This is a genomic window from Lacipirellulaceae bacterium, assembly GCA_040218535.1.
In the GTDB taxonomy this organism is placed as follows: Bacteria; Planctomycetota; Planctomycetia; order Pirellulales; family Lacipirellulaceae; genus Adhaeretor.
The window spans coordinates 23,735-49,597 of the sequence record JAVJRG010000013.1 but is presented as its reverse complement, the minus strand read 5'-3'; the positions used below and the strand labels follow the sequence as shown (position 1 = coordinate 49,597).

The 25,863-nt window shown below is 55.8% G+C and carries 18 protein-coding genes; 11 read left to right on the top strand and 7 right to left on the bottom strand.

Features of this window, described 5'->3' with window-relative positions:
• Window positions 1-24 precede the first annotated feature (24 nt).
• The 4 genes from RIB44_20615 to RIB44_20600 form a co-directional block, all read right to left on the bottom strand.
• On the bottom strand, window positions 25-1,017 hold the full coding sequence (locus tag RIB44_20615; protein MEQ8618986.1) for a DUF1559 domain-containing protein: 993 nt from the start codon (window positions 1,015-1,017) through the stop codon (window positions 25-27).
• A gap of 129 nt (window positions 1,018-1,146) precedes the next feature.
• Window positions 1,147-2,463, bottom strand: a complete 1,317-nt coding sequence (locus RIB44_20610; GenBank protein ID MEQ8618985.1) for a hypothetical protein — start codon at window positions 2,461-2,463, stop codon at window positions 1,147-1,149.
• 113 nt (window positions 2,464-2,576) lie between these two features.
• The gene (locus tag RIB44_20605) at window positions 2,577-3,479 is read right to left on the bottom strand and encodes a PEP-CTERM sorting domain-containing protein (GenBank protein MEQ8618984.1); all 903 of its coding nucleotides are present in this window, start codon (window positions 3,477-3,479) and stop codon (window positions 2,577-2,579) included.
• A gap of 172 nt (window positions 3,480-3,651) precedes the next feature.
• A complete protein-coding gene (locus tag RIB44_20600; GenBank protein MEQ8618983.1) occupies window positions 3,652-4,824 on the bottom strand; it encodes a DNA-binding transcriptional regulator in 1,173 nt (390 codons plus the stop codon).
• A 175-nt stretch (window positions 4,825-4,999) separates the two neighbouring features.
• On the opposite strand from RIB44_20600, the gene RIB44_20595 reads away from it, so the two are divergent.
• From RIB44_20595 to RIB44_20570, 6 genes are read left to right on the top strand one after another with little or no spacing between them, the layout of a single operon-like run.
• Complete coding sequence (locus RIB44_20595) at window positions 5,000-6,088, top strand: anhydro-N-acetylmuramic acid kinase (GenBank protein ID MEQ8618982.1); 1,089 nt, start codon at window positions 5,000-5,002, stop codon at window positions 6,086-6,088.
• Between the two features lie 9 nt (window positions 6,089-6,097).
• The gene (locus RIB44_20590) at window positions 6,098-7,024 is read left to right on the top strand and encodes a Gfo/Idh/MocA family oxidoreductase (protein MEQ8618981.1); all 927 of its coding nucleotides are present in this window, start codon (window positions 6,098-6,100) and stop codon (window positions 7,022-7,024) included.
• Between the two features lie 59 nt (window positions 7,025-7,083).
• A complete protein-coding gene (locus tag RIB44_20585) occupies window positions 7,084-8,184 on the top strand; it encodes a Gfo/Idh/MocA family oxidoreductase (GenBank protein MEQ8618980.1) in 1,101 nt (366 codons plus the stop codon).
• Window positions 8,185-8,217: 33 nt separating this feature from the next.
• Window positions 8,218-10,086: a hypothetical protein gene (locus RIB44_20580; protein MEQ8618979.1), complete on the top strand. Its 1,869-nt coding sequence runs from the start codon at window positions 8,218-8,220 to the stop codon at window positions 10,084-10,086.
• Between the two features lie 22 nt (window positions 10,087-10,108).
• The gene (locus RIB44_20575; protein MEQ8618978.1) at window positions 10,109-11,866 is read left to right on the top strand and encodes an FAD-dependent oxidoreductase; all 1,758 of its coding nucleotides are present in this window, start codon (window positions 10,109-10,111) and stop codon (window positions 11,864-11,866) included.
• A gap of 37 nt (window positions 11,867-11,903) precedes the next feature.
• Window positions 11,904-13,583, top strand: a complete 1,680-nt coding sequence (locus RIB44_20570) for a family 10 glycosylhydrolase (GenBank protein MEQ8618977.1) — start codon at window positions 11,904-11,906, stop codon at window positions 13,581-13,583.
• Window positions 13,584-13,592: 9 nt separating this feature from the next.
• Here the strand turns inward: RIB44_20570 and RIB44_20565 are convergent, their stop codons facing one another.
• Genes RIB44_20565 through metH form a run of 3 tightly spaced genes read right to left on the bottom strand, consistent with a single transcriptional unit; the run spans window position 13,593 to window position 18,481 of the window.
• Window positions 13,593-14,192, bottom strand: coding sequence for a DUF6498-containing protein (locus tag RIB44_20565; protein MEQ8618976.1), 600 nt, complete (start codon window positions 14,190-14,192; stop codon window positions 13,593-13,595).
• Window positions 14,193-14,243: 51 nt separating this feature from the next.
• A complete protein-coding gene (locus tag RIB44_20560) occupies window positions 14,244-14,789 on the bottom strand; it encodes a BLUF domain-containing protein (protein MEQ8618975.1) in 546 nt (181 codons plus the stop codon).
• Window positions 14,786-18,481, bottom strand: coding sequence for a methionine synthase (gene metH, locus RIB44_20555; GenBank protein ID MEQ8618974.1), 3,696 nt, complete (start codon window positions 18,479-18,481; stop codon window positions 14,786-14,788). The genes RIB44_20560 and metH overlap by 4 nt, the downstream gene beginning before the upstream one ends.
• Window positions 18,482-18,716: 235 nt before the next feature.
• Between metH and ilvD the strand changes: the two genes are divergently transcribed.
• The 5 genes from ilvD (at window position 18,717) to RIB44_20530 (ending at window position 25,850) form a co-directional block, all read left to right on the top strand.
• Complete coding sequence (gene ilvD / locus RIB44_20550; GenBank protein MEQ8618973.1) at window positions 18,717-20,399, top strand: dihydroxy-acid dehydratase; 1,683 nt, start codon at window positions 18,717-18,719, stop codon at window positions 20,397-20,399.
• A gap of 67 nt (window positions 20,400-20,466) precedes the next feature.
• The gene (locus tag RIB44_20545; protein ID MEQ8618972.1) at window positions 20,467-21,522 is read left to right on the top strand and encodes a hemolysin family protein; all 1,056 of its coding nucleotides are present in this window, start codon (window positions 20,467-20,469) and stop codon (window positions 21,520-21,522) included.
• 257 nt (window positions 21,523-21,779) lie between these two features.
• The gene (locus tag RIB44_20540) at window positions 21,780-23,345 is read left to right on the top strand and encodes a peptidase S10 (GenBank protein ID MEQ8618971.1); all 1,566 of its coding nucleotides are present in this window, start codon (window positions 21,780-21,782) and stop codon (window positions 23,343-23,345) included.
• Between the two features lie 220 nt (window positions 23,346-23,565).
• Window positions 23,566-24,903, top strand: coding sequence for a glycosyltransferase (locus RIB44_20535; protein MEQ8618970.1), 1,338 nt, complete (start codon window positions 23,566-23,568; stop codon window positions 24,901-24,903).
• Window positions 24,903-25,850 (top strand): glycosyltransferase family 2 protein, encoded by a 948-nt coding sequence (locus RIB44_20530; protein ID MEQ8618969.1) that lies wholly within the window; start codon window positions 24,903-24,905, stop codon window positions 25,848-25,850. Before RIB44_20535 ends, RIB44_20530 begins: the two co-directional genes overlap by 1 nt.
• Window positions 25,851-25,863 lie beyond the last annotated feature (13 nt).

Genomic DNA, 25,863 nt, shown 5'->3' with positions numbered 1-25,863 from the left:
AGAATGGTTATTGGACGACGCTCTTCAAAAATCTGAGTTAACAACTTCTTCCCCATTGGCGGTGGCAAGTGCTTTGAGCGTAACGAGTTCGATATCATCGGAGATCGTACTCACACTCCCATCAATATACGCTACTTGGATGATTCCCGGATGATAACTTCCCAATGGCAAATGGTTGAGTGGTACTGGGGTGTTTTGTCGGTGAACACAGATATTCGGAGCATTCTCCACCACCTTTAGATGGTAGGGAACGTCGCCGAAGCCGCCGAGGTACCAGGGACGGACGTTGCCAGGAATATCTTCAGGCAGGATCTGTCCGAATTCGCAGTTAATGTGAATGTACTCAGCGAACATCATAGTATTGCTCTGCCCATCGGTAATCTGCCTCAGCTCTCTTCCTTCAGACACTCCCGTTGGGAAGGTGTTGTTCACCAGTTCCTGTCCCATCAAGAAGGCCCCATTGTCAGGAATAGATCCCTCGACAGAGGGAACAAGGTTCTCTCCTTGGTTTTGAATAGCACCTCCAACGCCTGTGTACGTTACGATCGCTCCCAGTCGATACTCGAAATTCGGGGCCGCCGCAGTGATTACTTTTTCGAAAGGCCAGCTCGTGCAAACGAATGGTTCGATTGAGACATCTCGAGCAGGATCGGCGAAATACGCCTGTCCTTGATCGTAGTAGTCGAGTACCAGAGTATCGACGGCACTCTGTTGTTCCATGTAGGGGAGGATCTCGTTAAAGAGCCCCCGTTTGACGAACGAGCGTCTCGTATCGAGCGCGTCCTCGAGTTCCCGACCGTAAGCTGGTGGCAGTGTGTTGTGGGTGGAAGCGTAGTTCTGCGCCGCCAATCCCATTTGGTGGAGGTTGTTGGAGCATTGTGCACGTCGAGCAGCTTCTCGAGCGGCTTGAACCGCGGGCAGCAACAGTCCGACCAGGACTCCGATAATGGCGATAACGACCAAGAGTTCAACAAGAGTGAAACCCTGATTCGTTCGGTCTCGATTTTCACGTCGCATGTAGAGTCTCCTTTCGCGCCGCGAGAGGTCTTTCTACGCGACGATTCGCATTTGCCCAAAACTGACAAAACTCATCGTCAAGCTAGCTTGCCGGCTGCCCCAACCGGCGAGCTGAGCGAGATGACAGTGTCAGCGGGTTCTTCTTGCCGGGAAGCAACTCAGGAGGCCACAAATCACGAGCCCGAAGGTCGAAGGCTCGGGCACTCCTGCAGCAGCGGCGACTACCGGTACGGTTCCGTAGTCAGATTGCCATTGCGGTATCAGTGACGCATTCGTGCGTTGGATCGCTAAGAAGTCCGCTCCGTCGACATCGCCGTCGTCATCAACATCGGCGTCGGCAACTGCTTCCCCGAGTGAGAAAATGTGAACATTGCGATTCGAGATGTCCAGCAATGCCAAAGTTTGCGAGACGGAATCAAAGTCGTAGTCGTACCACCCCGCACCGTCTTCAGGCAAAAACGGCGAACTGTCGGCGTTCGGGAGAAAGGTGAAAGTGGCCGTCTGCTCGGTGCCTGCAGTATCGATGACTTTCGTTACGTCGGAAAAAGCCTGCATGCCGCCTCCGACGCTGCGGTCGTTGAGAATCAGGAGGTCGCCATCGTTGTCGGTATCGAGGAACGCGATGTGCTGATAGTTCACAAAGGGCCCATCAGTGAGATCAAGAAGTAAAGAGTTGTTGCCTTGATTCGTCGAGTTGTCGCCGTTGCGTTCGGCAAAGAAGACGTCGTTGCGAGACCTAATGAACATGTCGCCCGTGTCAGGATCGAAGGCGATGTCACGGGCAAAGTTGTTCGAGACTCCGGCATTTGGTACCCAAATCATCCCGTCTGATGGCGTCCAGATGTCTGCCCCTGTTGCTGCATCTTGCAGTGCGCGTCGTCCGCTTCCGAAGGATTCGATGTAAGCAACGCCAGAACCGGCGGCGGGGTTGCCACCGGGAAAGCCGGGATCGAAATCGACGCCGCTACCACCGCGTACAGCCTTTGACCAGCTTTGTGTGTTGTTGGTCGTGTCGAAAACCTGAATTCCCAAAGGAGTGTTGGCAAGTCCATTGTCGAACGAAGCCGCCAATTGCGAGCCATCGGGGCTCAATGCCAAGCCGGTAAACCCCCGCCCCCCTGGCGTGAAGGTATCGGTCGAGAATTTTGCACTGTATGTAGGAGTGACCAATCCGGTCGCGGTTGGATTGGTGACTTCGATGATGCTAGTCTCACCGAACGAGGCGCTATTGTTATACCCCGCCAAATAAAGACTAGTTCCGTTCCAAGCCATCGCCACCGTGTTCACTCCGACGTCATCCGCGTCGGGCGGAGGATTCTCTAAATCGGTTGATGTCGCACTAATGTCGAAGCGTGCAATCTCCGTAAAATCCACGGCAAATGCAGTTGGGGTCGAACCGAGTAAAAACAAGCTCGACAAGACGAGTGGCCGGATAAGTTTATTCATTGCCTTCTCCCCCGAAGACCCAGAACGGATCGAATACGAATGTGCTGATGACATGTTTAAAAAATGCCGCAGCTATCGAGGCTTCGATAGCTGCGGCCCGTTTCAGTATGGCCTTAGGAAACTCGACGTTTGCGAGAAACTCCTACCAGTCCAAAGGCAACCCCTAGTAAAGCCAGTGAAGCGGGCTCAGGGATTTGAATAATCGAATCGAAATCGGTCGACAGTCGGATCTCATCAAAGAAAGCCGCGCCCGACTGACCGGGCGACTCATACTTTGACTGTGTGAATGGCGCAAGAGAACTCGTCAAGTCTTGGTCGGTAATGATTACATCAGCGGTGCCAAGAGGATCAACGCTACTGGGGTCGGCCCACACAGAGATTGTATCGTTGCCGACGGGGTCAATCTCTAGCTTCACCAAAACGTATTGATTGTCACTGGATGCCGTATCGGCAGCAATCACGGTGTTGATACCGTTCGAGCGAAGTACCAAGTCAGGGTTAGCATCTTGGCCAGCCGAGTTGTCATAACCAACTTGCAGGCCATTGCCGCCAGCATCGGTGAATCCACCAACGACGTAGGTATCGTTTGCCGGATCATTTCCCCAATTCAAGCGGTTGACCATGATGCTCATCCACCATTCGCTTGAGCTTGGCGTTGGATTGAGCTGACGTGTGATGTTGCGATCGAATGGGAAATTTGGGACACCGAGCCATTGGACGCGCCCTCCTTGCTCGTAAGCGACGGCAGCAGAATCTTCTCCGAGCGCGTTCGCTTGGAAGTTGCCTGTACTGCCTGAGTGAGGGATGCCAAACCCGTCAAGACCTGACGTTCCAACCCAACCGAGTGCTGCGGCGCCCATGGTGCGCATGTCGTTGCCAGCGGTGTACTCCCCTGCCCCTCGGTTGTTGCCGCTGAGAAACGGATCATACGCGACCAGTTCCGCCTGGGACTTTGCAGCGCAACTGCCAAGCAGCAGGGCGCACGCTAGCCCGTAGAAAAGCTTTTCAAGTCTCATTAGTCATCCCTCCAAATAGAAATCTAGTGACAAGACAGAGAACAAATTACCTAGTTCTTACTCGCTATGCAGGTAGGCTTTAGGTTTGAAGCCAGTTGCATCCTAATATTCCCACCTGTGAACACCAAGCGATTGTGCGTATATTTTTCCATCAAAAGCGCACGAGCCGGATCTAACTGCTATGCAGCCCTTTGCGAAAGGCCAGCGGGGTTTGGCCGTACTTCTTGCGGAAAGCGACTCCGAATTGGGTCGAACCCGCATAGCCACACGCGGTCGCGACGGACTCGACGGAAATCTCTGACTGAGCCAGGAGTTCCTTGCCGCGTTCCAGTCGTAGATGGCGTATTTCTTCGGCCGGGAGTCGCCCAAAATACCTTTTGAACTGCTGCTCAAGATATCGACGCGAGACGGGGACTTCACGCAGCACGTCTTCAACGATGATTCCCGCAAAGGCGTGCGTCTGGATGAATCGCATCGCCTTGACGACCATCGGGTCGTTGATCGCCAGTGCATCGGTCGACTGCTTGCTCACGACTCCGATCGGGGGAACCAATTCCGGTTCGCTTGGTGTTTCGCCCTCGTGGATCATGCGATGGAGCATGGCGGCAGCCTCATAGCCCAGTTTTTGGCTGGCTACGACAATGCTGGAAAGGGGCGGACTACTCAACTCGCAAAGCAGGTCGTCGGTATCTCCCGCAAGGATTGCCACCTCATCGGGTACGGCAATTCCTTCCATGCTGCAGACCTCGGTCAGTTCGCGCCCGCGTCGAGCATCGACTGCCAGAATCGCCACCGGACGGGGCAGCTGGTTCAGCCAACGCAGGATACGCCGATGTTGCTCGTCCCGACCGATTCGTCGGCTCACCCGATAGCCCGGCTTGTAAACGTGACATTCCGTTCCTATTTCGGCGAGCGCTTTTACGAATTCCACTTCCGAACATCTCGAGTACTCGTTGCTTGGCGGAGCGTAATAGGCAAACTTCGTCATGCCGCGCTCCCGAAAGTGATCAATCGCCAGGCGCGCCTTTTCTGCTTGATTAGTAAGCACATTGCCCACTCGATTACGGTTGGCATAAACATCATCAACATTCACACTCGGCAACTTTGTGTTGAGGATTTCCTCCAGTTGTGGCGGCGTACTGATCCGCGCAATGATGCCATCGCCACGCCAGCGGTCAGGCAATGACCACCGCTGGCTGTAATCGCGGGGATCGATCAGAAGGTTCCAGGGTCCAAACTTGCTGGCGAAATCAGCAATCCCCTGCACAACACTCCGCCCCCAACTGTTGTCCGTTTCTACAAGGACAGCAATCTCAAGCGGCTTGTGTTTGGCAGGTGCTGTCATGGCAAGTTTGGGGCTCGTGGGATACTTCCACTGTAAACCAAAGTTGCTGCCCCCTGCGCTTTATGTGGAAAAAAATGCGCTTTATGTCAGGCCGTTCTACCCTTCCGCTGTTAGACTGAAAACACGCTTTCTCTAGGAAATCACGCCCCATTTTTGGCAAATAGGCAACAATCCATTGGCACCTTCCCCGTTGTATCGTTCGGTAGGCTTGGCCAGCTCGGCCTCCGGTGATGGGGTCGAAGCGGCGGTGATCGACACCGACGGACAGGACGAAGTTCACTCGCTCGGTGGGATCTCGCTGCCCTACGATGATCAGCTGCAGTGGAGCATCTTGGAAGCGACTCAGAATGACTTGCCGACGACCGAAATCCTGCGACTAGAGAAGAAACTCACGCAGCATCACATCGAGGCATTCGGAAAACTGCGAAGTGAGTGCCAAGCTGCGGTCGCAGACACGCAACTCGTTGGCTTTCGGGGACACCTGCTTCGTCATATTCCTAGCCAAAGCCTGTCATTAGAAATTGGCAACCCTTGGCAGCTCTCTGAAGCTCTCGACTTGCCGGTTGTCAGCGACTTTCGTAGGCATGATATGACCATCGGCGGGACAGGCGCACCGCTGTCAGCCATGTTCCACTGGGCCTTGATGGCCAAAGAGCCACGCCCGGCACTGATGTTGAATCTCGATTCCATCGCGAGTGTCACTTGGCTTAGTCGCGAGAATGAGATTATTGCTGGTGACGTAGGGCCTGGTGTCGGATTGCTCAATGAATGGGTCCAGGAGATGGCCCAGCAGCCGCACGATCTTCACGGAAGAATCGCCAGCGAAGGGAAGATTGATCAGGCGCTTGTCGAAGCCTCTCTCCAAACTCCCTTCTTCAAACGTCCGCTCCCCAAAGCTGCGGATCGACACGAGTTCGACCATATTGACCTGGGAGGGCTCAGCGCTGCCGACGGAGCAGCGACCATGTGCGCGATCACGGTCCGTGCTTTTATTGAGGCAGCAATGCTACTTCCTGAGCCCGTCGATCTCGTTTGGCTGACCGGCCCCGGCAGTGAGCATCCCGTCATCGTGGAACTCCTGAAAGAACACATTGACAGGGTTCAAAACGTCACGCAACGAGACTTGAACCCTCACACGATGTCGGCTGAGTGTTTTGCCTGGATGGCGGTACGCCATTTGCGCCGCTTGCCGATCACAACTCCAGAAACCAGCAACTGCCGCAACGCTGAATGCGCGGGCTTTAGCACGTTGCCGCTGCAATAGAGCTATTCCATGTCGACTGAACCATCATCCAACAAGAGAATCGGTTACTACGATTACCGCCTCGATAACTTCCATGCGGAAGTTTATCTGTCGGCTCTTCGTGGTCCTCTGGCAGATCGAGGTTTCGAAATAGCAGGGGCGACAGCTCTAGAGCCTGAACCCAGTGCTACTTGGGCCGCAGAGCGTGACCTGCCTTACTACGATACGATCGAGCAGCTAGCGGGTGAGGTCGATTACCTGATGGTACTCGCCCCCTCCAACCCCGAGTTACATCTTGAGATGTGCCAACAGGCATTCCCGCTGGGCAAACAAACCTTCGTCGACAAGACATTTGCTCCTGATGTTGCCACGGCTCGCGCCATTTTTGAGCTTGCTGATGCCCACGACCTACCGATTCAATCCACCTCCGCATTACGCTCGACACCAATTCAGGAATTCGTGAAACGGCAAGATGAGAAACCCTACAGTGTTCACATCTGTTCCTCTGGCAGCACCCTTGAGGAGTATGGAATCCATCCCTTGGAATTGGCCGTCAGTTGTCTTGGGCACGAGGTTCAGTCACTGATGCGACACAAGGCTGACTGGGGCCTGCAACTCTCGTTGACTTACCACGATGGTCGGATTGCCGTTATTGATTTTCTCAGCGGCACGGACTGCCCGTTTAGTGCGACGCTGACAGATCGAGAGGGAAGCCATCACTTTGAGGTTGATGGTGGTCACCTGTTCGTCGACGCGGCGGCAAGCATCTTGGATTTTTTTGAAGCTGGGGAGAGCCTGATTGACAGCCGAGAAACGCTCGTCATTCGTCGGCTCCTCGATCTGGCAACCTCAGCCAACGACAGCCACAAGTTGATTCCGGTTTCCACGAACTCGCGGCCGTTGGCCGCGCCCCACTGGAAGACGACACCGCAGACGGCGTCGCAAAGAGAAAACTAATACGTTGCCAGAACGGCATTCACAGGCCGCTTGTCGAAGCATAAGGACATTCGGGAGACATGAAACTAGGGATCATTGGCGCCGGAGCGATTGGTAAAAAGCACGCCCAGGCTGCGCAAACGGCGGGCATACCGATCGGTATGGTTGTCGACAGCAACCAGGAGATTGGTCGCGCATTCGCGGAAGAGTTCAAGACCACGCACGCGCTAGCGCCTGAGGCGCTTTACCAAGACGGTTCGATCGACGCGGTCGTGATCGGCATTCCCAACTGGCTGCATCAATCCTTTGCCATCGCAGCCCTGCGAGCAGGGAAGCACGTACTTCTGGAAAAGCCAATGGCTCTCTCTTACGAGCAGTGCGAAGAGATTGATCACGTCGCCCAGGCCGCGGAACGAGTGCTCCAAGTCGGTTTCGTTCACCGCTTCACCGGCGTTGCCGAGGCTGCGAAGAAGATTATCGAAAGCGGAGCTCTCGGCGACCTCTATTTCGCTCAGGCTTTCCTGTTCCTCCGCCGTAACGTGCCGGGGCTAGGGCGTTGGTTCACAGACCGCGAGCGTTCGGGAGGTGGAGCGGTGATTGACGTGGGAGTGCATCTACTCGATCTGGCACTCTACGGATTCAATTTTCCACCCGTTCAAGAAGTTGCGGGACAGACCTTCCAGCACTTCGGGGTGCGTATGGAAGACTACAAGTATGAAGACATGTGGTCCGGACCGCCCGACTACTCTGGTGTTTGCAACGTGGAGGACGCTGCCCAAGCGATGGTGAAGCTGGCAGGAGGCAAGACTCTTGATTTCCACGTTGCGTGGGCCGGTAACTATCCTCAGGGACTCATGCCACCTTCCATGGTCAGCTTCTGCGGTACGAAAGGCGGAATTGCCTTCGAACTCTTCGGCGACAAGATCCACCAGACCACTGAACGCGAGCAACTTCACGACGAAGTGATTCCCGTTGAAGAGAACGACTTCTTTTTAAAGCAGTTGCTTGACTTTCAAGAGAATATTGAGTCGCGTACATCTGTCGGTGCCAACTGCCATGAGGCCTCGGAAGTGCAGGCGATCGTTGACGCGATCTACGCTTCCAGCCAGCAAGATGACTCGCCTCAGAAAGATTCACCAACCAACCTTTTCGAGTCGCTCCCCAGCATCTCGGTCGAGTAAGCTCTTCGACGCTCGAACCCTCTCTGCCATCCTATGGAATTTGCCAAAACTCACAGCATTGATGTGGCGGTCATCGTCATCTATCTGGCGGGTAGTTTTGGCATTGGTATCATCGCCAGTCGGATGTTGAACACTTCGACCGATGAAGAGGGGTTTTATCTGGCCGGACGCCGCATGCCAGGTTGGGTGAACGGAATTTCCTACGCCGTCACGGCGATGAATGCCGATGTTGCCCCGCTCTATTGCGGCTTGGCCGTCGTGATCGGTCTGCCGGTCGCGTGGTTTTATCTCTCACGGTTTGCTTTCGCTTGGTTGATCGTCGCCCTGTTGTTTGCCGTGCGGTGGCGGGCCCTAAGAATCACCACGGGGCCGGAGTTCTACTCGCTCCGTTTCGGTGGCCGCGGTGCGAAAGTGGTACGTGTGATCTCCGCCTTGTTTGCCGTGTCAATCAATATGATCCCTTGGATTGGTGCTGGCCTGCTGGGAATGCACAAGATCCTCGCCCCAGTCTTTGGGATTGAAAGCAAACTCACGACGCTGATCTGCGTGTTGCCAATTCTCGTTTCTTACGTTTGGATTTCTGGATTCGCGGGCGTCGTGATTACAGATGTCTTGCAATCGGCGATCATTGTCCTAGCAAGCTTGTTTTTGCTTTGTAGCGTACTCTACGAGCATGGAGGCCCAAGCGGGCTGGCCGAGGCGGTGGTCGCGGCGCATCCTGAAGAACACGGAGAGATTCTGTCGGTTACCCCGGTCCCTGGGCATGAAGTGCTTGCCCCAATCGTTGTGCTCGCTTGGCTGATTGTGCCCACGATTGGCCGAGGCGGAAGCGTCGATCTCGAAGGACAAAGGCTCTTCTCGGCTCGTAGCACCCACGAAGCAGCGAAAGTGCCGATCTGGGCAGCCGGTTCTCTGTTTCTCATGCTCTTATTGCTCACCTTACCCACCCTGGGCGTGATCGCCACTCATCCCGAAATGTATCACGCTGATAAGGATCTCCGTGAAGAGACTTATGGAATGATGCTGCAAGAGAATCTCCCAGTCGGTGTGTTAGGAGTCGCGATTGCAGCGTTACTAGCGAGCGTGATGTCCACGATTGATAGCCACCTCAACTACGGAGCGCAAACGATCGTTAATGATGTTCTGAGGCAAATCTTTCCCAAGAGTCAGCTGCTCGATGCTTCCAGTCGTGCTTGTTTGTGGATCGGCCGCTTCGCGATGCTCGGGATTTTAGCGCTTGGCGTCGGAGTCGTGTTCGCGACGGATTCACTTTTCGATATTGTCACCGTCATTGCCGGAATGTTTGCTTCTAGTGCCGCGTTTTACTGGGCTCAGTGGTGGTGGTGGCGGGTAAATTTCCCCTCGTGGGTCGCCGCGATGGTTGGTGGCCCCGTGGTCTACCTCAGCCTCGGTTGGTTGCTTCCGCAGTGGTCGTGGTGGAAGGAGCAGCTTGCTGTCAGTCCGACCAACGCCGATGCGATGGCCATGCTGCAAGCGATCATCTCGATTGGGCTGACCTCGCTCATTTGGATCAGCGCTGTCCTGATCTATCCACCGGAGAGTGAAGCGACTTTGAAACGCTTCTACCGCCGCGCTGCCCCACTGGGCCTGTGGGGGCCCATCCGCAGGAAAGTGCTGAGCGAGCAACCGGGGACCGAGGGTCACGACTTTCCTTACCTGTTTACGGGCGGTCTAGCGGTCGCGTGCCTGGGGGCTATTTTTCTAATTGCGGGTGTCCTGGGTATCGCGCAAATATTGGTCGGAAAGTATGGCATAGCAACGATCTTAGCGGCCGCCTGCCTGGTCTCCGGTGGAATATTTCTACCCGCTTTCCGCTGGCACATTCGCCGAATGGAAGATTCGCAAGTCTTGCTTGCCGACGCAGCAGTTGAACCAACCTAACGCTCTCGCGATTGTACACATAATGAATCGAAATCAAGAAAACGCGAACTGGATAATCGTACAACGTCTTCAAAAGCTAATCGTAGCCGCGTTGCTCCTCGGCATCGTCGGAAACACTGCTGGTGGAGCCACGCCAGAGCCAACGGAGACGCACGAGTTCGACGTCATTATTGCCGGAGGATCAACAGCCGCCTTTGCCGCGGCTTTGTCTTCAGCGAAGAGTGGAGCACGCACGGCACTGCTGGAGCCTACTGATTGGGTCGGCGGACAACTCACCTCCAGCGGCGTGCCAGCGATTGACGAAGCGTGGCACAAGATCACCGACAAAGAGACTGGAGAGCAGTTGCTGAATGTCTCGCAAATCGCTCGCGACCCCAAAAACATCACGGGCAACTTTCTGCAAACTTTGACAGGCCTCGACGAATGTGGCGATTGCTGGGTGAGCCGGTTCTGCTTCCGCCCAACAATCTATTTAGAGAAGCAACTCATGCCGCTTCAGGAAGCAGCAGGCGAGAATCTGGTGGTGTTTCATGAAACGGTGGTCAAGTCAGTCACTCTGGATGAACAGGGAAAGAAGATTCGATCGCTGATCGCGATCCAAAGAAGCCCTCGTTCGTCCCTCGTTGCGCGCGGCTACGACCTCCTGCCGTCGCAAGATCTAGCGGACTGGTACTCGCCCGACGATTCACAGCGTTTTACGAAACGTGTTTTGAAATTCTGTGCCAGTGCAGGCAAGATGCCGGTGTTCATTGAAGCTACCGAGTGGGGCGAAGTCCTCGCACTCAGCGGTGCGGACTATTTGCAAGGGGCAGAGATCGAAGAGCAGAAGAAAGACTGCCTCGACACCGCCGGTCAGTCCACCGTCTATTGTTTTGTCCAAGAGATCCACGACACGGCTCAGACGCAGCCAGAAGCGGGGCAAGAAGTTGAGCACCTCGGTTATGGCGATTACCAGGAGAAGCCGAACGCTTGGGACCTCATCTGGACGTATCGACGTATCGGCGGCGAAGGGCCTCCTGCAGTGGGCGACCTTTGTTTGCAAAACTGGGGTTACTCGCCAAGTCGCGAACAAGGCGGCAACGATTATCCGTTCGGCTATTTATTCCTGTCGAAGGATAAGACGGCTGCTTCGGTTGACGACTGGCGGGGAGGCATCAATCTGGAGACGCTTGCGGCAGCGGAAGCGCGTGCTTACGGCTGGCATCATTGGTTTCGGAAACAGGCACCGGAAAAGTTCTCTCCCGAGAACATCGCACTTAACGGGCGGGAGCTCGGCACCGCCCACGGCCTCGCGAAGCTCCCTTACATTCGCGACACCCGTCGCTCGATCGGGTTGGACGACTTCGTCCTTCAATTTGCTAGCCTGACTGGACCCGCTTCCCAAGTAACCGGTGAGAAATTCCCTGATCGCATTGCATTAGGGGCCTATGCCGCTGACATTCATCCGCTCACCGGTAAAATTCTGCCGGAGTATTTGAAGGAAGCGCACGACACGCTGCCGTTTTACATTCCGTTCCGTGCACTGACGCACTACCAGTTCGAAAACCTGCTGGTTGCCGGAAAAACGATGTCGCAGAGTTTTCTCGCGAACTCCGCGACGCGACTGCACCCTATTGAGTGGTCGACGGGGACTGCTGCAGGTGTCGTGGCAGCAGATATGGCCAAAGAAGGGAAAACGACACGCGAGCAGTTCGAGTCGATCGAAAGGGTCCAGAAACTTGTGAAGCAGCGCACCCCCATCGACTGGGATCTTACGAAGCACCAAGCGAATACGCCGTAGCCACATTCGCCAGAAAGTGGAAACGAGAACCACAGTTATGCTAACCCACATCCGAAGATCTACGCTTCTTTTGACGACGCTTACCGCGGCAATGGTAGCGAGTACACTTCTTCAAGCGGCACCAGCCGAAGTGCGCGGCACCTGGCTCACAACGACCGGGCCGGACCATATTCGCTCTGGTTTCAACACGGAGTCGGTCACCGGCGATCTACGCTCGATTGGATTGAATACCGTCTACGTCGAAAGTTGGAAGAACGGCTACACGAACTTTCCTTCTCCGACCCTTGCTACACTGACCGGCGGGCCTGATCGCTCAACTTTTCTCGGCAGTAATCGCGACCTGATGCAGGAGACGCTCATCAATGCCCACCGCAATCAGATGAACGTCTCCGCTTGGTTCGAGTACGGCTTTGCCGCCCAATTCGTTGGCTCCGGAGGTACTCCCTCGAATCCACTAGCCACTCACATGCGCAATCAGGGCTGGCTTCTGCAGGATCAAACTGGGCAATTCGCGAACGGTTCCAATGGCTTCGCTTGGATGAATCCGGCGGTTCCCGAAGTGCGGCAGTTCCTCATCGATATCACGTTGGAAGCCGTCGAACGTTACGATCTCGATGGGATCCAGTTCGATGATCGACTGGCTTGGCCGCGTGAATTTGGCTGGGATCCGACAACCGCTGGCCTCTATCACGCTGACACGGGTAATCTGCTTCCGCTGAACGTCAACGACACCGCCTTTAGCAACTGGCGTCAGCAACAGGTGAGCGAGTTTGCCGCTGAGTTGTCCGCAGCCGTCCGCTCCGCCCGACCTGATTTGCAGCTTTCCGTCAGCCCGTCGATCGCCGGATTTTCAGAGCCTAACTTCAACGCCGATTGGACGACTTGGGTTGATGACGATCTGTTCGATGAGTTTGTGCCGCAAGTTTATCGCAGCAGCATCGGCTCGTTCAATTCGACAATCGACTCCCAAGTCGCCCCATTCGAGCCGAACGATCTCGACGAACTGATTGTTGGCATCCGAATTAACGGTTCCGGTGCTGCCACGCCAGCCGCGGATGTCCTGCAAATGATCAACCGCACCCGGCAAGAGGGGGCTGCTGGACATAGCCTCTGGTACAGTAGCGGCGTGCGCGATCTGTACGATGACGAGCTTGAGTCGTTCTATGATGTCGCAGGCGAGGGCCATGCCGACAACCCCAACTTCCCGACCGACCATCGCCCGGCACCGCTCGTGGCAAGTTCCGTCGGCGCCAACGACTGGAATGTTAACGTCACCGAAGCCGGACGCTACCGTGTTATTGGCAGGCAGGGTGGTATTTGGAAAGAACTAACCGTAGCGGCTTTGGACGCCGGCACGCACCAACTGGCGGCAGCCAATGTCACGCAGCTCGAGTTGCTGGTAGATCGCCGTAGTTCAACGGTACTGCTGGGCGATTTTGGCGACGATGGCAACATCGCCGGCAACGATTTTCTCAAATGGCAAACGGCCAAAAGCCTTGTTAACCCAGAGAGTTCTCTAGGAGATGCAAACCTGGATGGCCTCGTCGACTCCCTGGACCTCGAACGCTGGCAGCTCAACTACGGGTGGAGCAGTTCGCCACTGGCCCAACAGACATTCCTCGTACCGGAGCCAGGTTCAATCGGTTTGTTCGTTTTAGGGTTCTTGGCTGCTTCAATCAGATCGCGCAGCGGCAACCTCGGGCGCGGACTTCGTTGATGACCCAAGTCACTCCACACGAAGCACAAGCTGAAGGACGAAATCGACCCCCGTCTTCAGAACGACCAGCAGCGCGATCACCGCCCACGACCCGCCGAGTGCCATTGCTAGGAACACGCCAAGGACAATCGTCACGTGCAACACGAGCATCCGCGGATAGGGCCGCCACATGAGTTGGTTGGGGCTTAGTTGTCGTCCACGGCCTTCCCAGAGATATTCGTAGATGAAATCGAAAGCATGACTACCGACCAATGAAATCGCGGTCAGACCCAACAGCCACCAATTGTGTTCCCAGATTTTCCCGCCGTAGTATTCCTCGCCAACGAATCCACCTAGGGCGAAGACAAAGACGCCGTGCACAAGTGTAAAGATCCCGTAGTGCAATGCAAAGAATCCGCCGGTGCCAACACGTTCTTTGATTTCTCCTCCCTTGCAGAGAAAGATTTTCAGCGCCGTTGTGACCCCCACGGCAACATTCTCTAACCAGTACAGCAACAGGATGATGAAGGGACTCCAGTCCCAGAGAATCACGCCTACAAGCGGGAGAAAGTTGGAGACGAGCAACAATGCCGCGCTGGGAGGAAACTTCGGCCACGGCCACTGACTCAATTCATCGAGGCTGCCGGTCGGCGTTGCGTGTGGTGGGCATTGAAGTAGCAGCTAAACATGTTGCATGGTTCGGGCGACGACATTCGCGATTTGCTCCACTTTCCATTCCCACACACTGCGCAACCCACCTTGCGGCGTGATGACATCTTCAACAAGATTGGCAGCCAAGTTTTCCGCAGTGAAGAAGGTCTGCATTTGTTCGTGTTCGAGGTACTTCATATTCCAACCGAGAAACAATCGCGATTCGATTGGCTGCACTGAAAGTTCATCTTGAATCGTGTGCCGCGTGTCCTTTTGCAGTCGCTCTCTGAGCGATCGAAGGGCAGTCTCCGGCCCCTCAACGTACTGATAGAAATAATGCATGTGAAATGTCAGAAAGCCAGTGAGTCCTTCACGCGCGTTTCGCTCGCCTGAAGAGGCCGCCAGCTCTTGTAGCAACTCAGGATTGAATTCAATCGTGGCGTGGCTGATGTACGAGTAACGATGCTCTTTCATGGCCAAGTCAGGGTCTTCTTGCGCAGTTTTGAGAGTCGAGCCTGACTGAGCGATAGCATAACTCAAGGGGCGGTCGTGTCGATAGTCGTGATGTCGGCTCACGCCTCATACCCTAGATTAGGCCGCAGCCAACGCTCGACCTCTCCCACGCTCATCCCTTTGCGGCGGGCATAGTCTTCGACCTGTTCTTTGCTAATTCGATCGACAGCAAAGTAGCGTGCCTCGGGGTGGGCGAAATAGAGCCCACTGACGCTTGCAGCGGGGTGCATGGCGAGCGATTCCGTGAGCGTTACGCCAGTTTCTTTCTCTGCGTCTAACAAGTCGAAAAGTGTCCGCTTTTCCGTGTGGTCCGGCTGCGAAGGATAGCCGGGGGCCGGGCGAATACCGCGGTATTTTTCGGCGATGAGGTCTTCGTTATTGAAGCCTTCGTTTTTGCCGTAGCCCCACTCGTGGCGGACTTGTTCGTGGGCATACTCGGCAAAAGCCTCTGCGAGGCGATCGGCGAGTGCCTTCACAAGAATCGAATTGAAGTCGTCGTGTTCAGCATCGTATTTCGCAGCAAGCTCATCGCAACCGATACCGGCGGTCACAACGAACCCGCCCAGGTAATCGTTTCCTCGCGGTGAGATGAAGTCTGCTAGGGAATAGAACGTGTCTTGTCCTTTGCGTTCCCACTGTTGTCGCAAGCAACAGAATCGTGCTTGAACTTCTGCCCGCGAATCGTCCGTGAAAACCAGAATGTCGTCACCATCGCTGGTGGCGGGCCAAAAGCCATAAACGCCCTTGGCCGTTAAGGAACCATCCGCAATGATTTGGTCGAGCAGTTCATTGGCATCGTCGAAAAGGCGTTTCGCTTCTTCGCCAACACTCGGGTCCTCGAAAATCCTCGGATATTTACCCTTCAATTCCCACGTCAGGAAGAAGGGGGACCAGTCGATGTAGTCTCGAAGCTTGCAAAGCTGAACGTCCTCGAAACGACGCACCCCAGTAAAAGCAGGTTGAGGAATATCGATCGCATCCCAATCGGACCGGAACTGCTTCTCCTTCGATTCTTGGTAAGGCAATAGTGCCACAGCCTGTCGCTTTGCGAACGACGCGGCAAGTTGCGCCTGCTGCTCACGGTTCTCCGCATCAAACGCAGGGCGGCTCTCGGGGTTGATCAGCTTCTCAACAACGCCCACGGACCGCGACGCATCGAGCACGTGGGCAGTAATGTTCTCGTAGTGCGGGGCGATTTTCACGGCCGTGTGCTTAGCACTGGTCGTAGCTCCGCCAATCAGCAGTGGCGTGTCGAACTCGGTACGCGACATCTCCCGCGCGACGTGGACCATCTCGTCGAGGCTCGGAGTAATGAGCCCCGAAAGGCCGATCAAATCCACGTCGTGCTTCTTCGCTTCTTCGAGAATTGTCTCGCACGCAACCATCACGCCCAGGTCAACCACTTCAAAGTTATTGCAGCCAAGCACGACGCCGACGATATTCTTGCCGATGTCATGCACATCTCCTTTCACCGTCGCCAGGAGCACTTTTCCGCGCGCCTGCCCCGCGGTGCCCGCGGCTTCCTTCTCCGCTTCCATGAAGGGAGTGAGGTAAGCGACCGACTTTTTCATTACACGTGCCGACTTAACGACCTGCGGCAGAAACATTTTCCCGGCACCGAACAGATCGCCGACCACACTCATGCCGTCCATCAGTGGGCCTTCGATGATTTGCAGGCACGTGTCGTACTTCTGGCGGGCTTCTTCGGTATCTTCCTCGACATGTTTGACGATGCCTTTGAGCAGGGCGTGCTGGAGGCGTTCCTCGACCGTGCCGTTACGCCACTGCGTATCCGCTGAAGCGGAACGCCCACTCGACTTGTCTTTGATGTTTTCGGCGAAGTCGACAAGGCGTTCAGTGGCGTCGTCCCTTCGGTTGAGCAGCACGTCCTCGACGCGTTCCTTCAACTCGGTATCGATGTCGTCATAGACTTCAAGCTGCCCGGCGTTGACGATTCCCATGTCGAGACCGGCGTTGACCGCATGATAGAGGAACGCGGAATGAATTGCCTCGCGGACTATATCGTTACCTCGGAAGGAAAAGCTTACGTTCGACACGCCACCAGAAACGTGCACGCCAGGGCATGCCGCTTTAATTTCGCGTGTCGCTTCGATGAAATCGACGGCATAGTTGTTGTGCTCTTCGATCCCGGTAGCGACCGTAAGAATATTCGGGTCGAAGATGATGTCGCTCGCCGGGAAGTCGATCTTCTCGGTCAGCAGTTTGTAGGCACGTTGGCAGATCCGCACCTTGTCTGACTTCGTTGCGGCTTGGCCTTCCTCGTCGAAAGCCATCACCACCGCGGCAGCACCGTACTGGCGGCAGAGCTTGGCCCGCTGGAGAAACTCCTCTTCGCCATCCTTGAGGCTAATCGAATTGACAATCGGCTTGCCCTGAATCGCCTGCAGGCCGGCTTCCAAGACCGACCATTTACTACTGTCAACCATCACCGGGACGGCCGCGATATCCGTCTCGCCGGCGATCAGACGCAGGTATTTGGTCATAACCGCTTCGGAGTCGAGCAGTCCCTCGTCCATGTTGATGTCGATGACGTTCGCTCCGCCTTCTACCTGGCTGCGTGCTATTTCGATCGCTTCTTCGTAGTTCTCTTCCTTGATCAGGCGGGCGAACTTTCGTGAACCGGTGACGTTCGTGCGCTCGCCGATCATCAGGAAGTTGCTTTCAGGACGCAATTCCATCGGCTGCGTGCCACTGAGACGCAGGCGTGGTTCCAATTTCACGCGTTGATGCGGCTTGGCGTTTTTCACGCGATCAACGATTGCTTCGATATGCGCGGGACTGGTGCCGCAACAACCGCCGACGATATTCAGCCAGCCGGCGTCCGCAAACTCACCGACATACTTGGCCATGCCCGCAGGGTCGAGATCGTAGGCGCCCATCTCGTTCGGTAGGCCAGCGTTGGAGTGGCAACTGATATAGCATCCTGAGACGCTCTGCAGAGTTTCCAGGTGCGGTCTCATCAGTTCAGGGCCAAGCGCACAATTCATGCCGACGGTAAGCATCGGGAAGTGCGAAACTGCATGCCAGAACGCTTCAACCGATTGCCCAGAGACAAACGTCGCACCGCCTTTATCGAACGTCGCTGAAACCATCACCGGTAGGCGGCTGCCCGACTCGTCGAAATAGCGTTGGACGGCGAAGAGGCAAGCCTTTAGGTTCAGCGTGTCGATGACCGTTTCGGCCATAAGGATATCGATGCCAGATTCGGCCAAAGCTTTGATCTGTCCGTAGTACGACGCTTCCATCTCCGTGAAAGTCGTCCCGCGGTACGCAGGGTCGTCAACCTTGGTGCTGATGGCCGTTTGCTTAGTCGTCGGGCCGATCGAACCGGCGACGAATCGGGGTCGGTCGGGCGTCTTCTCGTTGAACTCGTCCCGTGCTTTCACCGCGCAGGCGACTGCCGCAGCGTTGATTTCTTCAACGAAGGAGTCCGGCAGATCAAACTCGTCCATCCCTACGACACTAGCGCCAAAGGTGTTAGTCGTGACAATGTCCGCCCCGGCTGCGTAATAGCGGCGATGGATCTCCGTGATGTCATCAGGCCGGGTGAGGCAGAGGATGTCAGAAAAGTTCTTGAGATCTTTTGTGTGATCAGCGAACCTTTCCCCCCGGACATCTGCCTCTTCAAGTCCCAGGGCCTGAATCTGTGTGCCCATCGCCCCATCGAGAACGAGGATACGTTCCTCCATGAGCGATTGGAGAAGCTCGGTGTGGTCGACGGAAGTAGTGGGCATAGCTAGGGATGGATGGTTTGTGTGTGGGTAGAACCGCTTATGATACCGGCCTTATGAAGGACCGCCCAGGGCGGGAGCGAGTTCACAAGCGGAGAATACCGCCTCTCTAGCCCGTGGCGCAAGGCTTGGGTTCACGTTAGAATATCGGCTCCGGAATCGACCCCCAGCTTGCGCTGGGGGATAGGTAGGCTCGATACTTAATTCACTTTTCGCTCTTAACCCCTTGCCCCTCACAATGCTTAACAAGTTCAGTAGCAAAATCACCCAAGTCAAATCCCAAGGTGCCAGCCAGGCGATGCTCTATGGCACCGGCATGACTGAAGAGGACATGCAAAAGCCCCAGGTGGGCATCGCCAGCGTTTGGTATGAGGGCAACACCTGCAACATGCACCTGCTCGACCTCGCGGGAGAAGTGAAAAAGGGGATGGCAGAAGCGGACCTCGTGGGGATGCGGTTCAACACCGTTGGGGTTTCTGATGGCATCTCCATGGGCACCAGCGGGATGAGTTTTTCTCTGCAGTCGCGTGACCTGATTGCCGACAGCATCGAAACCGTCATGGGGGCCCAATGGTACGACGCCCTTGTGACCATCCCTGGGTGCGACAAGAACATGCCGGGCTGCCTGATGGCGATGGGCCGCGTGAACCGCCCTGCCCTGATGGTTTATGGCGGAACCATTAAACCAGGCTTCACTCATTTCACGGAGGAAAGCGAGAAACGCGACATCGTCAGCGCGTTTCAATGTTACGGCGAATACCTGGCCGGAAAAATCACTGAGGAAGAACGCAAGGAAATCGTCAAAGTCAGTTGCCCAGGTGCCGGTGCCTGCGGCGGCATGTACACGGCCAACACGATGGCTTCAGCGATAGAAGTGATGGGCATGTCGTTGCCGTACAGTTCTTCAATCCCCGCGGTCGACCCCGATAAGTTGAAAGAATGTCGCGAGGCGGGTAAGGCGATCTATCATCTCCTGGAGAAAGATATCAAGCCACGCGACATTATGACGCGCGAAGCGTTTGAGAATGCAATCGTCTACTTGACGGTCGTCGGCGGTTCCACCAATGCAGTTCTACATCTGCTGGCGATGGCCCGCTCGGTCGATGTGAAGCTCACGATTGACGACTTCCAAGCCGTGAGTAATCGTACGCCACTTTTGGCCGACCTCAAGCCGAGCGGTCGATTCGTTCAAGAAGAACTCCACGAAGTCGGCGGCACGCCCGCAGTGATGAAGTTGCTGCTGGATGAAGGCATGATCACCGGCGACTGCCTGACGGTTACTGGCAAAACCATCGCGGAGAACTTGGCTGCGTTGCCAGCGCTATCTGAGGGCCAAGAGGTTGTCCGTCCGGTGACCAATCCGATCAAGGAAACCGGCCACTTGCGGATCATGCGAGGCAACTTCTGCCCGGAGGGTGCGGTAGCCAAGATCACTGGCAAGGAAGGCCTGCTGTTCGAAGGAATCGCTAACTGCTTCGACAGCGAGGAAGACATGCTCACCGCCCTCGAAGAGAAAAAAATCAACAAAGGCGACGTGGTGATCATCCGCTATGAAGGCCCCCAAGGCGGTCCCGGCATGCCAGAGATGCTCACCCCCACCAGCGCAATTATGGGTGCTGGGCTAGGAGCCGACGTTGCCCTGATGACTGACGGTCGCTTCAGCGGCGGTTCCCACGGATTCATTGTGGGCCACGTCACGCCCGAGGCCCAAGTAGGCGGCCCCATTGCGCTGGTGCAGAACGGTGATCGGATCACGATCGACGCTGAAGCGAACACCATCACGGTAGACGTCAGCGACGAAGAACTCGCCCAACGAAAAGAAGCGTGGAAAGCTCCCGCTTACAAGGCGATGCGAGGGACACTCTACAAGTACATCAAGAATGTGAAGAGTGCGAGCGAGGGGTGTGTAACAGATGAGTGAACAGTGTTGAACCCGCTGACTTTTCTGTAGTTCGTCATTCGTCACTAACCCCTGCTTTCTAGATGCCATGGAAATCACGCTCCTGCTGCTGTACCTAGCAATCGCCATCGGTTTTTCCTTCCTCTGCTCAATCGCAGAAGCGGTACTGCTTTCGGTCACTCCAAGCTTCCTCGCGGAGCGGAGACAGGAGGAGACCGCGTCTGCAAAGCGGATCATACGCCTCAAGCAAAACATCGATCGACCGTTGTCAGCCATCCTTAGCCTCAACACCATCGCCCACACCGTCGGCGCCGCGGGTGTGGGTGCGCAGGCGACGAAAGTCTATGGCGACCAATATGTGGGCGTTATCAGTGCCGTGCTCACGCTGCTGATTCTTGTTTTCAGCGAAATCATCCCCAAGACGATCGGCGCTCTCCACTGGCGCAGGCTGGCCAGCCCGGTGGCATGGATGATCGACTGGCTGATCATTTTGATGTTGCCGCTGGTTTGGCTTTCGGAATTTGTCACGAAGCTGCTCAGCGGGTCGAAGGAGCAGGAGCTCGTAACGCGTGCCGAAATTGCTGCCGTCGCAGAATTGGGCGCTACAGCCGGCGAGCTGCGTGGCCATGAGACCAAAATCCTCCGCAATCTCCTGCGCATGGAGAAGGTCACGGTCGAAGATGTGATGACCCCAAGCACCGTGGTGATTGCCATGGAGCAATCGCAAACGGTGAGCGACGTTGCCCAGCAGATTCCCGATCTACCTGTCTCGCGTATTCCGCTCTTCGACAAACAGCGTGACCACTGCACTGGGTTCGTTTTGCGAAGTGATCTTCTCAACGCGATCGCTACCGGCGAGACGGATCGCCAGCTAAATTCCTTCACCCGCCCACTGCTAGCGATAGGAGAGGATGACGGCATCACGGTTGCATTCGAGCTATTACTGGCCGAACGTGCCCATATCGCGAAGGTGGTTGATAAGTTCGGCGGCTTCGAGGGCATCGTCACACTTGAAGATGTACTCGAAACTCTGCTGGGGCTGGAGATCGTCGACGAGTACGATCAGACAGATGACATGCGCAAACTCGCCCAAGAAAAGTGGCAGAAACGCAGCCAGCGGCAGGGACTTTCCAAGCCCGAATAGCTGGAGGGCGAATCATCACTTCATGATTCCCTTTCCTGCTTGCGGAAAAGGATTGGGGGGTGAGGTTGTCGGTATTTCCAGGCACGTTGTAGCGTGTACTGGCGGGTATGACGCGAACGCTTCTACCGAATTCCTTAAATCCGGAGGCGCCTTCTTTAAGTCCTCGGTGAGTTCGCTGACTATACTAGAGGGCTGTTTCCACAAATCTCTGTGCACAACCGGCACATAATCTGCATAACTTTACGGAGCTCGTTTGAATGTCCCGCGGTTACTTGATGACTCTCTTCGGCGGCCTACTTTGTCTTTCATTTCTCGTTTCGGCTTCTTACGCGGACCATCACAAAGAAAAGCAGGAAGCGAAGGCAGAGTCAGAAACTCCTGAGAAGAAGTCCGATGCAAAGAAGGACAATGACGCTAGCGACCCCAAAGTCACCAACGGCTCGGTGACGATCGACGGCCAAGAAGTTGCTTACACCGCGACCGCCGGCAAGCTGCCGCAGAAGACCGACGACGGGAAAACCAAGGCCGATGTTTTCTTTGTTGCGTACACCGTTGAGTCCGATGGGCCCCGTCCGGTCACGTTTTGCTTTAACGGCGGCCCTGGCTCTTCGAGCGTCTGGCTCCATCTGGGCATGCTCGGTCCGCAACGCGTGAAGCTCGATTCCGATGCGGGCCGCATGAAACCGCCGGCGGAACTGATTGCTAATCCCTACTCGTTGCTCGACAAGACGGACTTGGTATTCATCGACCCAGTCAGTACTGGGTTTAGCCGGCCCGCGAAGGGCGAGAAGAAGAATCAGTTCCACGGTTACGACGAAGACCTCAAGTCGGTCGGTCAGTTCATTCACGACTACACCACCAAATATGGCCGTTGGGGATCGCCCAAATTTCTGCTCGGTGAAAGCTATGGCGGCTTGCGGGCAGCAGGACTCAGCGGTCGCTTGCAAGATCGTTACCACATGTATCTCAACGGGGTCGTGCTGGTCTCGGCGGTCGTTGACTTTCAAACGCTTCGAGCGGGCGGCAACAACGACATCGCCTACGGCCTATTTCTCCCCGGCTACGCGGCGACCGCTTGGTATCACAAGGCGTTGCCTGAGCACCTGCAGAAGCAGTCGTTGGAAAAAGTCGTCGCTCGGGCGGAGAAGTTTGCCAGCGGCAAGTATTTGAACGCCTTACTCCAAGGCGACACGCTGCCTGAGGAAGAGCGAGCGAAAGTCATCAAACGGATGTCGGAGCTTACGGGCCTTAGCGAAGACTACCTAGACCGGGCAAACTTGCGCGTCAGCATGCACCAGTTCGGTAAGGAGTTGCTGCGCGATCGTCGGCTCGTCGTTGGCCGATTTGATAGTCGCTATACGGGAAGCGATAAGAACTCGATCGGCGAATACACCGGTCACGATCCGAGCGGGGCAGCCGTTTTTGGTCCCTTCACCTCGGCGATGAATCAGTATCTCCGAGAGGTGCTGGAAGTCGAAGAAGAACGTGTCTACGAAATCCTCACCGGCAACGTCCATCCCTGGGACTACAGCGAATTCACCAACCGCTATGTCGATGCCACCAATACGCTCCGCAAGGCAATGACCGACAACCCCTACCTGCGTGTGTTTGCCGCGTGCGGCTATTACGACCTCGCCACCCCACCGTATGCGATGGAGTACACCCGCAATCACCTCAGCCTTCCCCCCGAGTACCGCGACCATATCCAGCTTGAGTACTACGAAGGGGGCCACATGATGTACGTTCACGAGCCCTCGTTGGTGAAACTACGCAAGGATCTGCTGAAGTTCTACGATTCGGCTCTCGATGCTGAAGCTGAGTAGTGCTAGCTATTGTAGCCCTCTCGCTCCGCGAGAGGTTCAGCAGTAGTCGAGTGCTCTAGTTTATCCGTACTCATTGCGAAGTGTTGCTAGAGTGTCGCCATTCCTCTCGCGGAACGAGAGGGCTACAGATTTCAGCCAGTTGAACTTGATCTAAAGCTTTCGTTTTCTTACGGTTCGCCACGCCTAATAGGCAACTTTATGGGGATAATCCGCGCGCATCATGTCGCGCAAGGCTATTGCTATGCGAATCGATCACATCAACACCCTCGCCACCGGCGGTGCTGCCGTCGCGGCCATGCGCCTGCACGAATCGCTGTGCGCGGCGGGTGTGGAGAGTCGATTTTGGTATAGGCCGCCGCGGCGAGACCGCAAGCGAGGGGCTAACCTTCAGAAGCTGGCCGCAAGCGAGGAGTTACGTTGGACAAAGCCTGAACCATCGTTCTGGGGGCGACTGAAGAGTCGGGTCCGCTATCGCTGGCAAAGAATCAATCTCAAGCGTTCGTTGAAAGGGCGCCCTCATGGGCTGGAGATCTTCACACTGCCAAATCAAGCGGAAACGACTCCCGTCGACTTCGACGCCCGCGGGACCGACGTTATTCACCTGCACTGGATCGCCAACTTCGTTGATTACGAGTCGTTCTTCGCGAGTATCGACGACCAAACGCCCATCGTCTGGACGCTGCACGATATGAACCCGCTGACTGGCGGTTGCCATCATGCGGACGCTTGTGAAGAGTACAAGCAGTCCTGCAGCGTTTGTCCGCAAATGGGACCAGCGGCACTCCCCCGGCTCGTCCCGGAGGCTTGGAAAACAAAAGTCGATTCCCTGGCCGGCAAGAACTTGCACCTTGTTGCCCCCAGTCGTTGGATGGAACAGTGCGCACGCGCTAGTTCGATCGGTCAGCAAGCAAATAGTATTCAGACGATTCCCCACGGCCTTGATCTAGAAGTCTTCAAGCCCAGCGAAAAGCATTCTGCCAAGCAGCGACTTGGCATTCCCACCGACGAACCAACCATCGGCTGCGGTGCCGCTTCACTGAGGAATCCTCGGAAAGGTTTTCAAGACCTGCTTGCCGCAGTAGCAAAGGTGAAACACGAGGGACCGATCCACCTGATTGCCTTCGGAAATGCGACCAAAGACGTGGCGCTACCCACAGGTGTCCAATTGCATCCGCTTGGTGTGATTGAGAGCACCACTCAACTTGCCAAAGCTTACTCGGCGATGGACGTGTTCGCTCAACCAAGCCGGGCGGAGTCGTTCGGGCTCGTGAGTGTTGAGGCAATGGCCTGCGGCGTGCCGGTCGTTGCGTACGACACGACCGCTGTCCCCGAATACGTGTTGCCTGGTCAGACGGGGCTACTCTCGCAGCTAGGCGATGTCGCTGGCTTGGCGGACGACCTGCAGTGGATGCTCGACAATCAGGAAGCACGACAGCGGATGTCGCAAGCAGCACGTCAGTTTGTTCTCGAGCACTTCGATCAGCGTGTGCAGACGCCACGGTATGCCGAACTCTACCGCGCTCTGGTAGCCCAGTCCGCAGAAACGAGGGCCGCCTAATGGGACCCCACCCCTTAGAAACCCCTGTCGTGATGTTGGTGTTCAACCGCCCAGACATGACCGCCCGCGTGTTAGCGGAAGTGGCCAAACAACGCCCCAAGACGTTGTTTGTCTGCGGAGATGGACCGCGTGTGGATCGTCCCAACGAAGCCTCGCAGGTCGCCGCGACGAGGGCACTTTTCGAGAATCTCGATTGGGATTGCGATCTAAGAACACGGTTCTCTATGGAGAATCACGGCTGCAAGCTCGGCGTCGCCGAAGGTTTGAACTGGGTCTTTGGGCAAACTGAGCAAGCAATCATTCTCGAAGACGATTGCCTGCCCGACCCCACATTCTTTCCTTTCTGCGAACAACTGCTCAAGCGGTATGCAGACGATCAGCGCGTAATGGCTATCAGCGGCAACAACTGGCAAGATGGGCAAAGCCGCTCCCCGGACAGTTACTACTTCAGCAAATACATGCACTGCTGGGGCTGGGCCACGTGGCGGCGTGCTTGGCAAAAATGCGACTTGTCGCTTAGCCGTTGGCCAAGTTTCCGCGACTCAGGCGGCCCGGAACTCATGGCCGACTCCCCAGCCGAAGCCGACTACTGGCGCTACATCTTCGAGCGTCAGTTCGGCGGCGAAATCGACAGTTGGGCGTTCGCTTATCAATTCACCTGCTGGGCAGAGCATGGCCTGACCGCTCTTCCGGCGACCAACCTCGTCAGCAACATTGGCTTCGGCGAAGCAGGAACGCACACAAAAAACGCAGATCATCCCCATGCCAACCAGCCGACGGTGCCGATACATGAGATAACTCATCCGGCCAGCGTCTATCGCCATCGGGAAGCAGACCGATATTCCTTCGGTCGCTGCTATTACCAAGACAAACTCACACGAAAGCTCCGTCGAGCCGCCCGCCAGCTCTTCTCAAACAACCTGCTAGCACCCTCGCGAGCCGCCTAAGCTTCTCCAAACT

Bases quoted from the DNA above. Each gene is read 5' to 3' on its own strand.
- RIB44_20615 (MEQ8618986.1), bottom strand. From the start codon at position 1,017: ATGCGACGTGAAAATCGAGACCGAACGAATCAGGGTTTCACTCTTGTT.
- RIB44_20610 (MEQ8618985.1), bottom strand. From the start codon at position 2,463: ATGAATAAACTTATCCGGCCACTCGTCTTGTCGAGCTTGTTTTTACTC.
- RIB44_20605 (MEQ8618984.1), bottom strand. From the start codon at position 3,479: ATGAGACTTGAAAAGCTTTTCTACGGGCTAGCGTGCGCCCTGCTGCTT.
- RIB44_20600 (MEQ8618983.1), bottom strand. From the start codon at position 4,824: ATGACAGCACCTGCCAAACACAAGCCGCTTGAGATTGCTGTCCTTGTA.
- RIB44_20590 (MEQ8618981.1), top strand. From the start codon at position 6,098: ATGTCGACTGAACCATCATCCAACAAGAGAATCGGTTACTACGATTAC.
- RIB44_20585 (MEQ8618980.1), top strand. From the start codon at position 7,084: ATGAAACTAGGGATCATTGGCGCCGGAGCGATTGGTAAAAAGCACGCC.
- RIB44_20580 (MEQ8618979.1), top strand. From the start codon at position 8,218: ATGGAATTTGCCAAAACTCACAGCATTGATGTGGCGGTCATCGTCATC.
- RIB44_20575 (MEQ8618978.1), top strand. From the start codon at position 10,109: ATGAATCGAAATCAAGAAAACGCGAACTGGATAATCGTACAACGTCTT.
- RIB44_20570 (MEQ8618977.1), top strand. From the start codon at position 11,904: ATGCTAACCCACATCCGAAGATCTACGCTTCTTTTGACGACGCTTACC.
- metH (MEQ8618974.1), bottom strand. From the start codon at position 18,481: ATGCCCACTACTTCCGTCGACCACACCGAGCTTCTCCAATCGCTCATG.
- ilvD (MEQ8618973.1), top strand. From the start codon at position 18,717: ATGCTTAACAAGTTCAGTAGCAAAATCACCCAAGTCAAATCCCAAGGT.
- RIB44_20545 (MEQ8618972.1), top strand. From the start codon at position 20,467: ATGGAAATCACGCTCCTGCTGCTGTACCTAGCAATCGCCATCGGTTTT.
- RIB44_20540 (MEQ8618971.1), top strand. From the start codon at position 21,780: ATGTCCCGCGGTTACTTGATGACTCTCTTCGGCGGCCTACTTTGTCTT.
- RIB44_20535 (MEQ8618970.1), top strand. From the start codon at position 23,566: ATGTCGCGCAAGGCTATTGCTATGCGAATCGATCACATCAACACCCTC.
- RIB44_20530 (MEQ8618969.1), top strand. From the start codon at position 24,903: ATGGGACCCCACCCCTTAGAAACCCCTGTCGTGATGTTGGTGTTCAAC.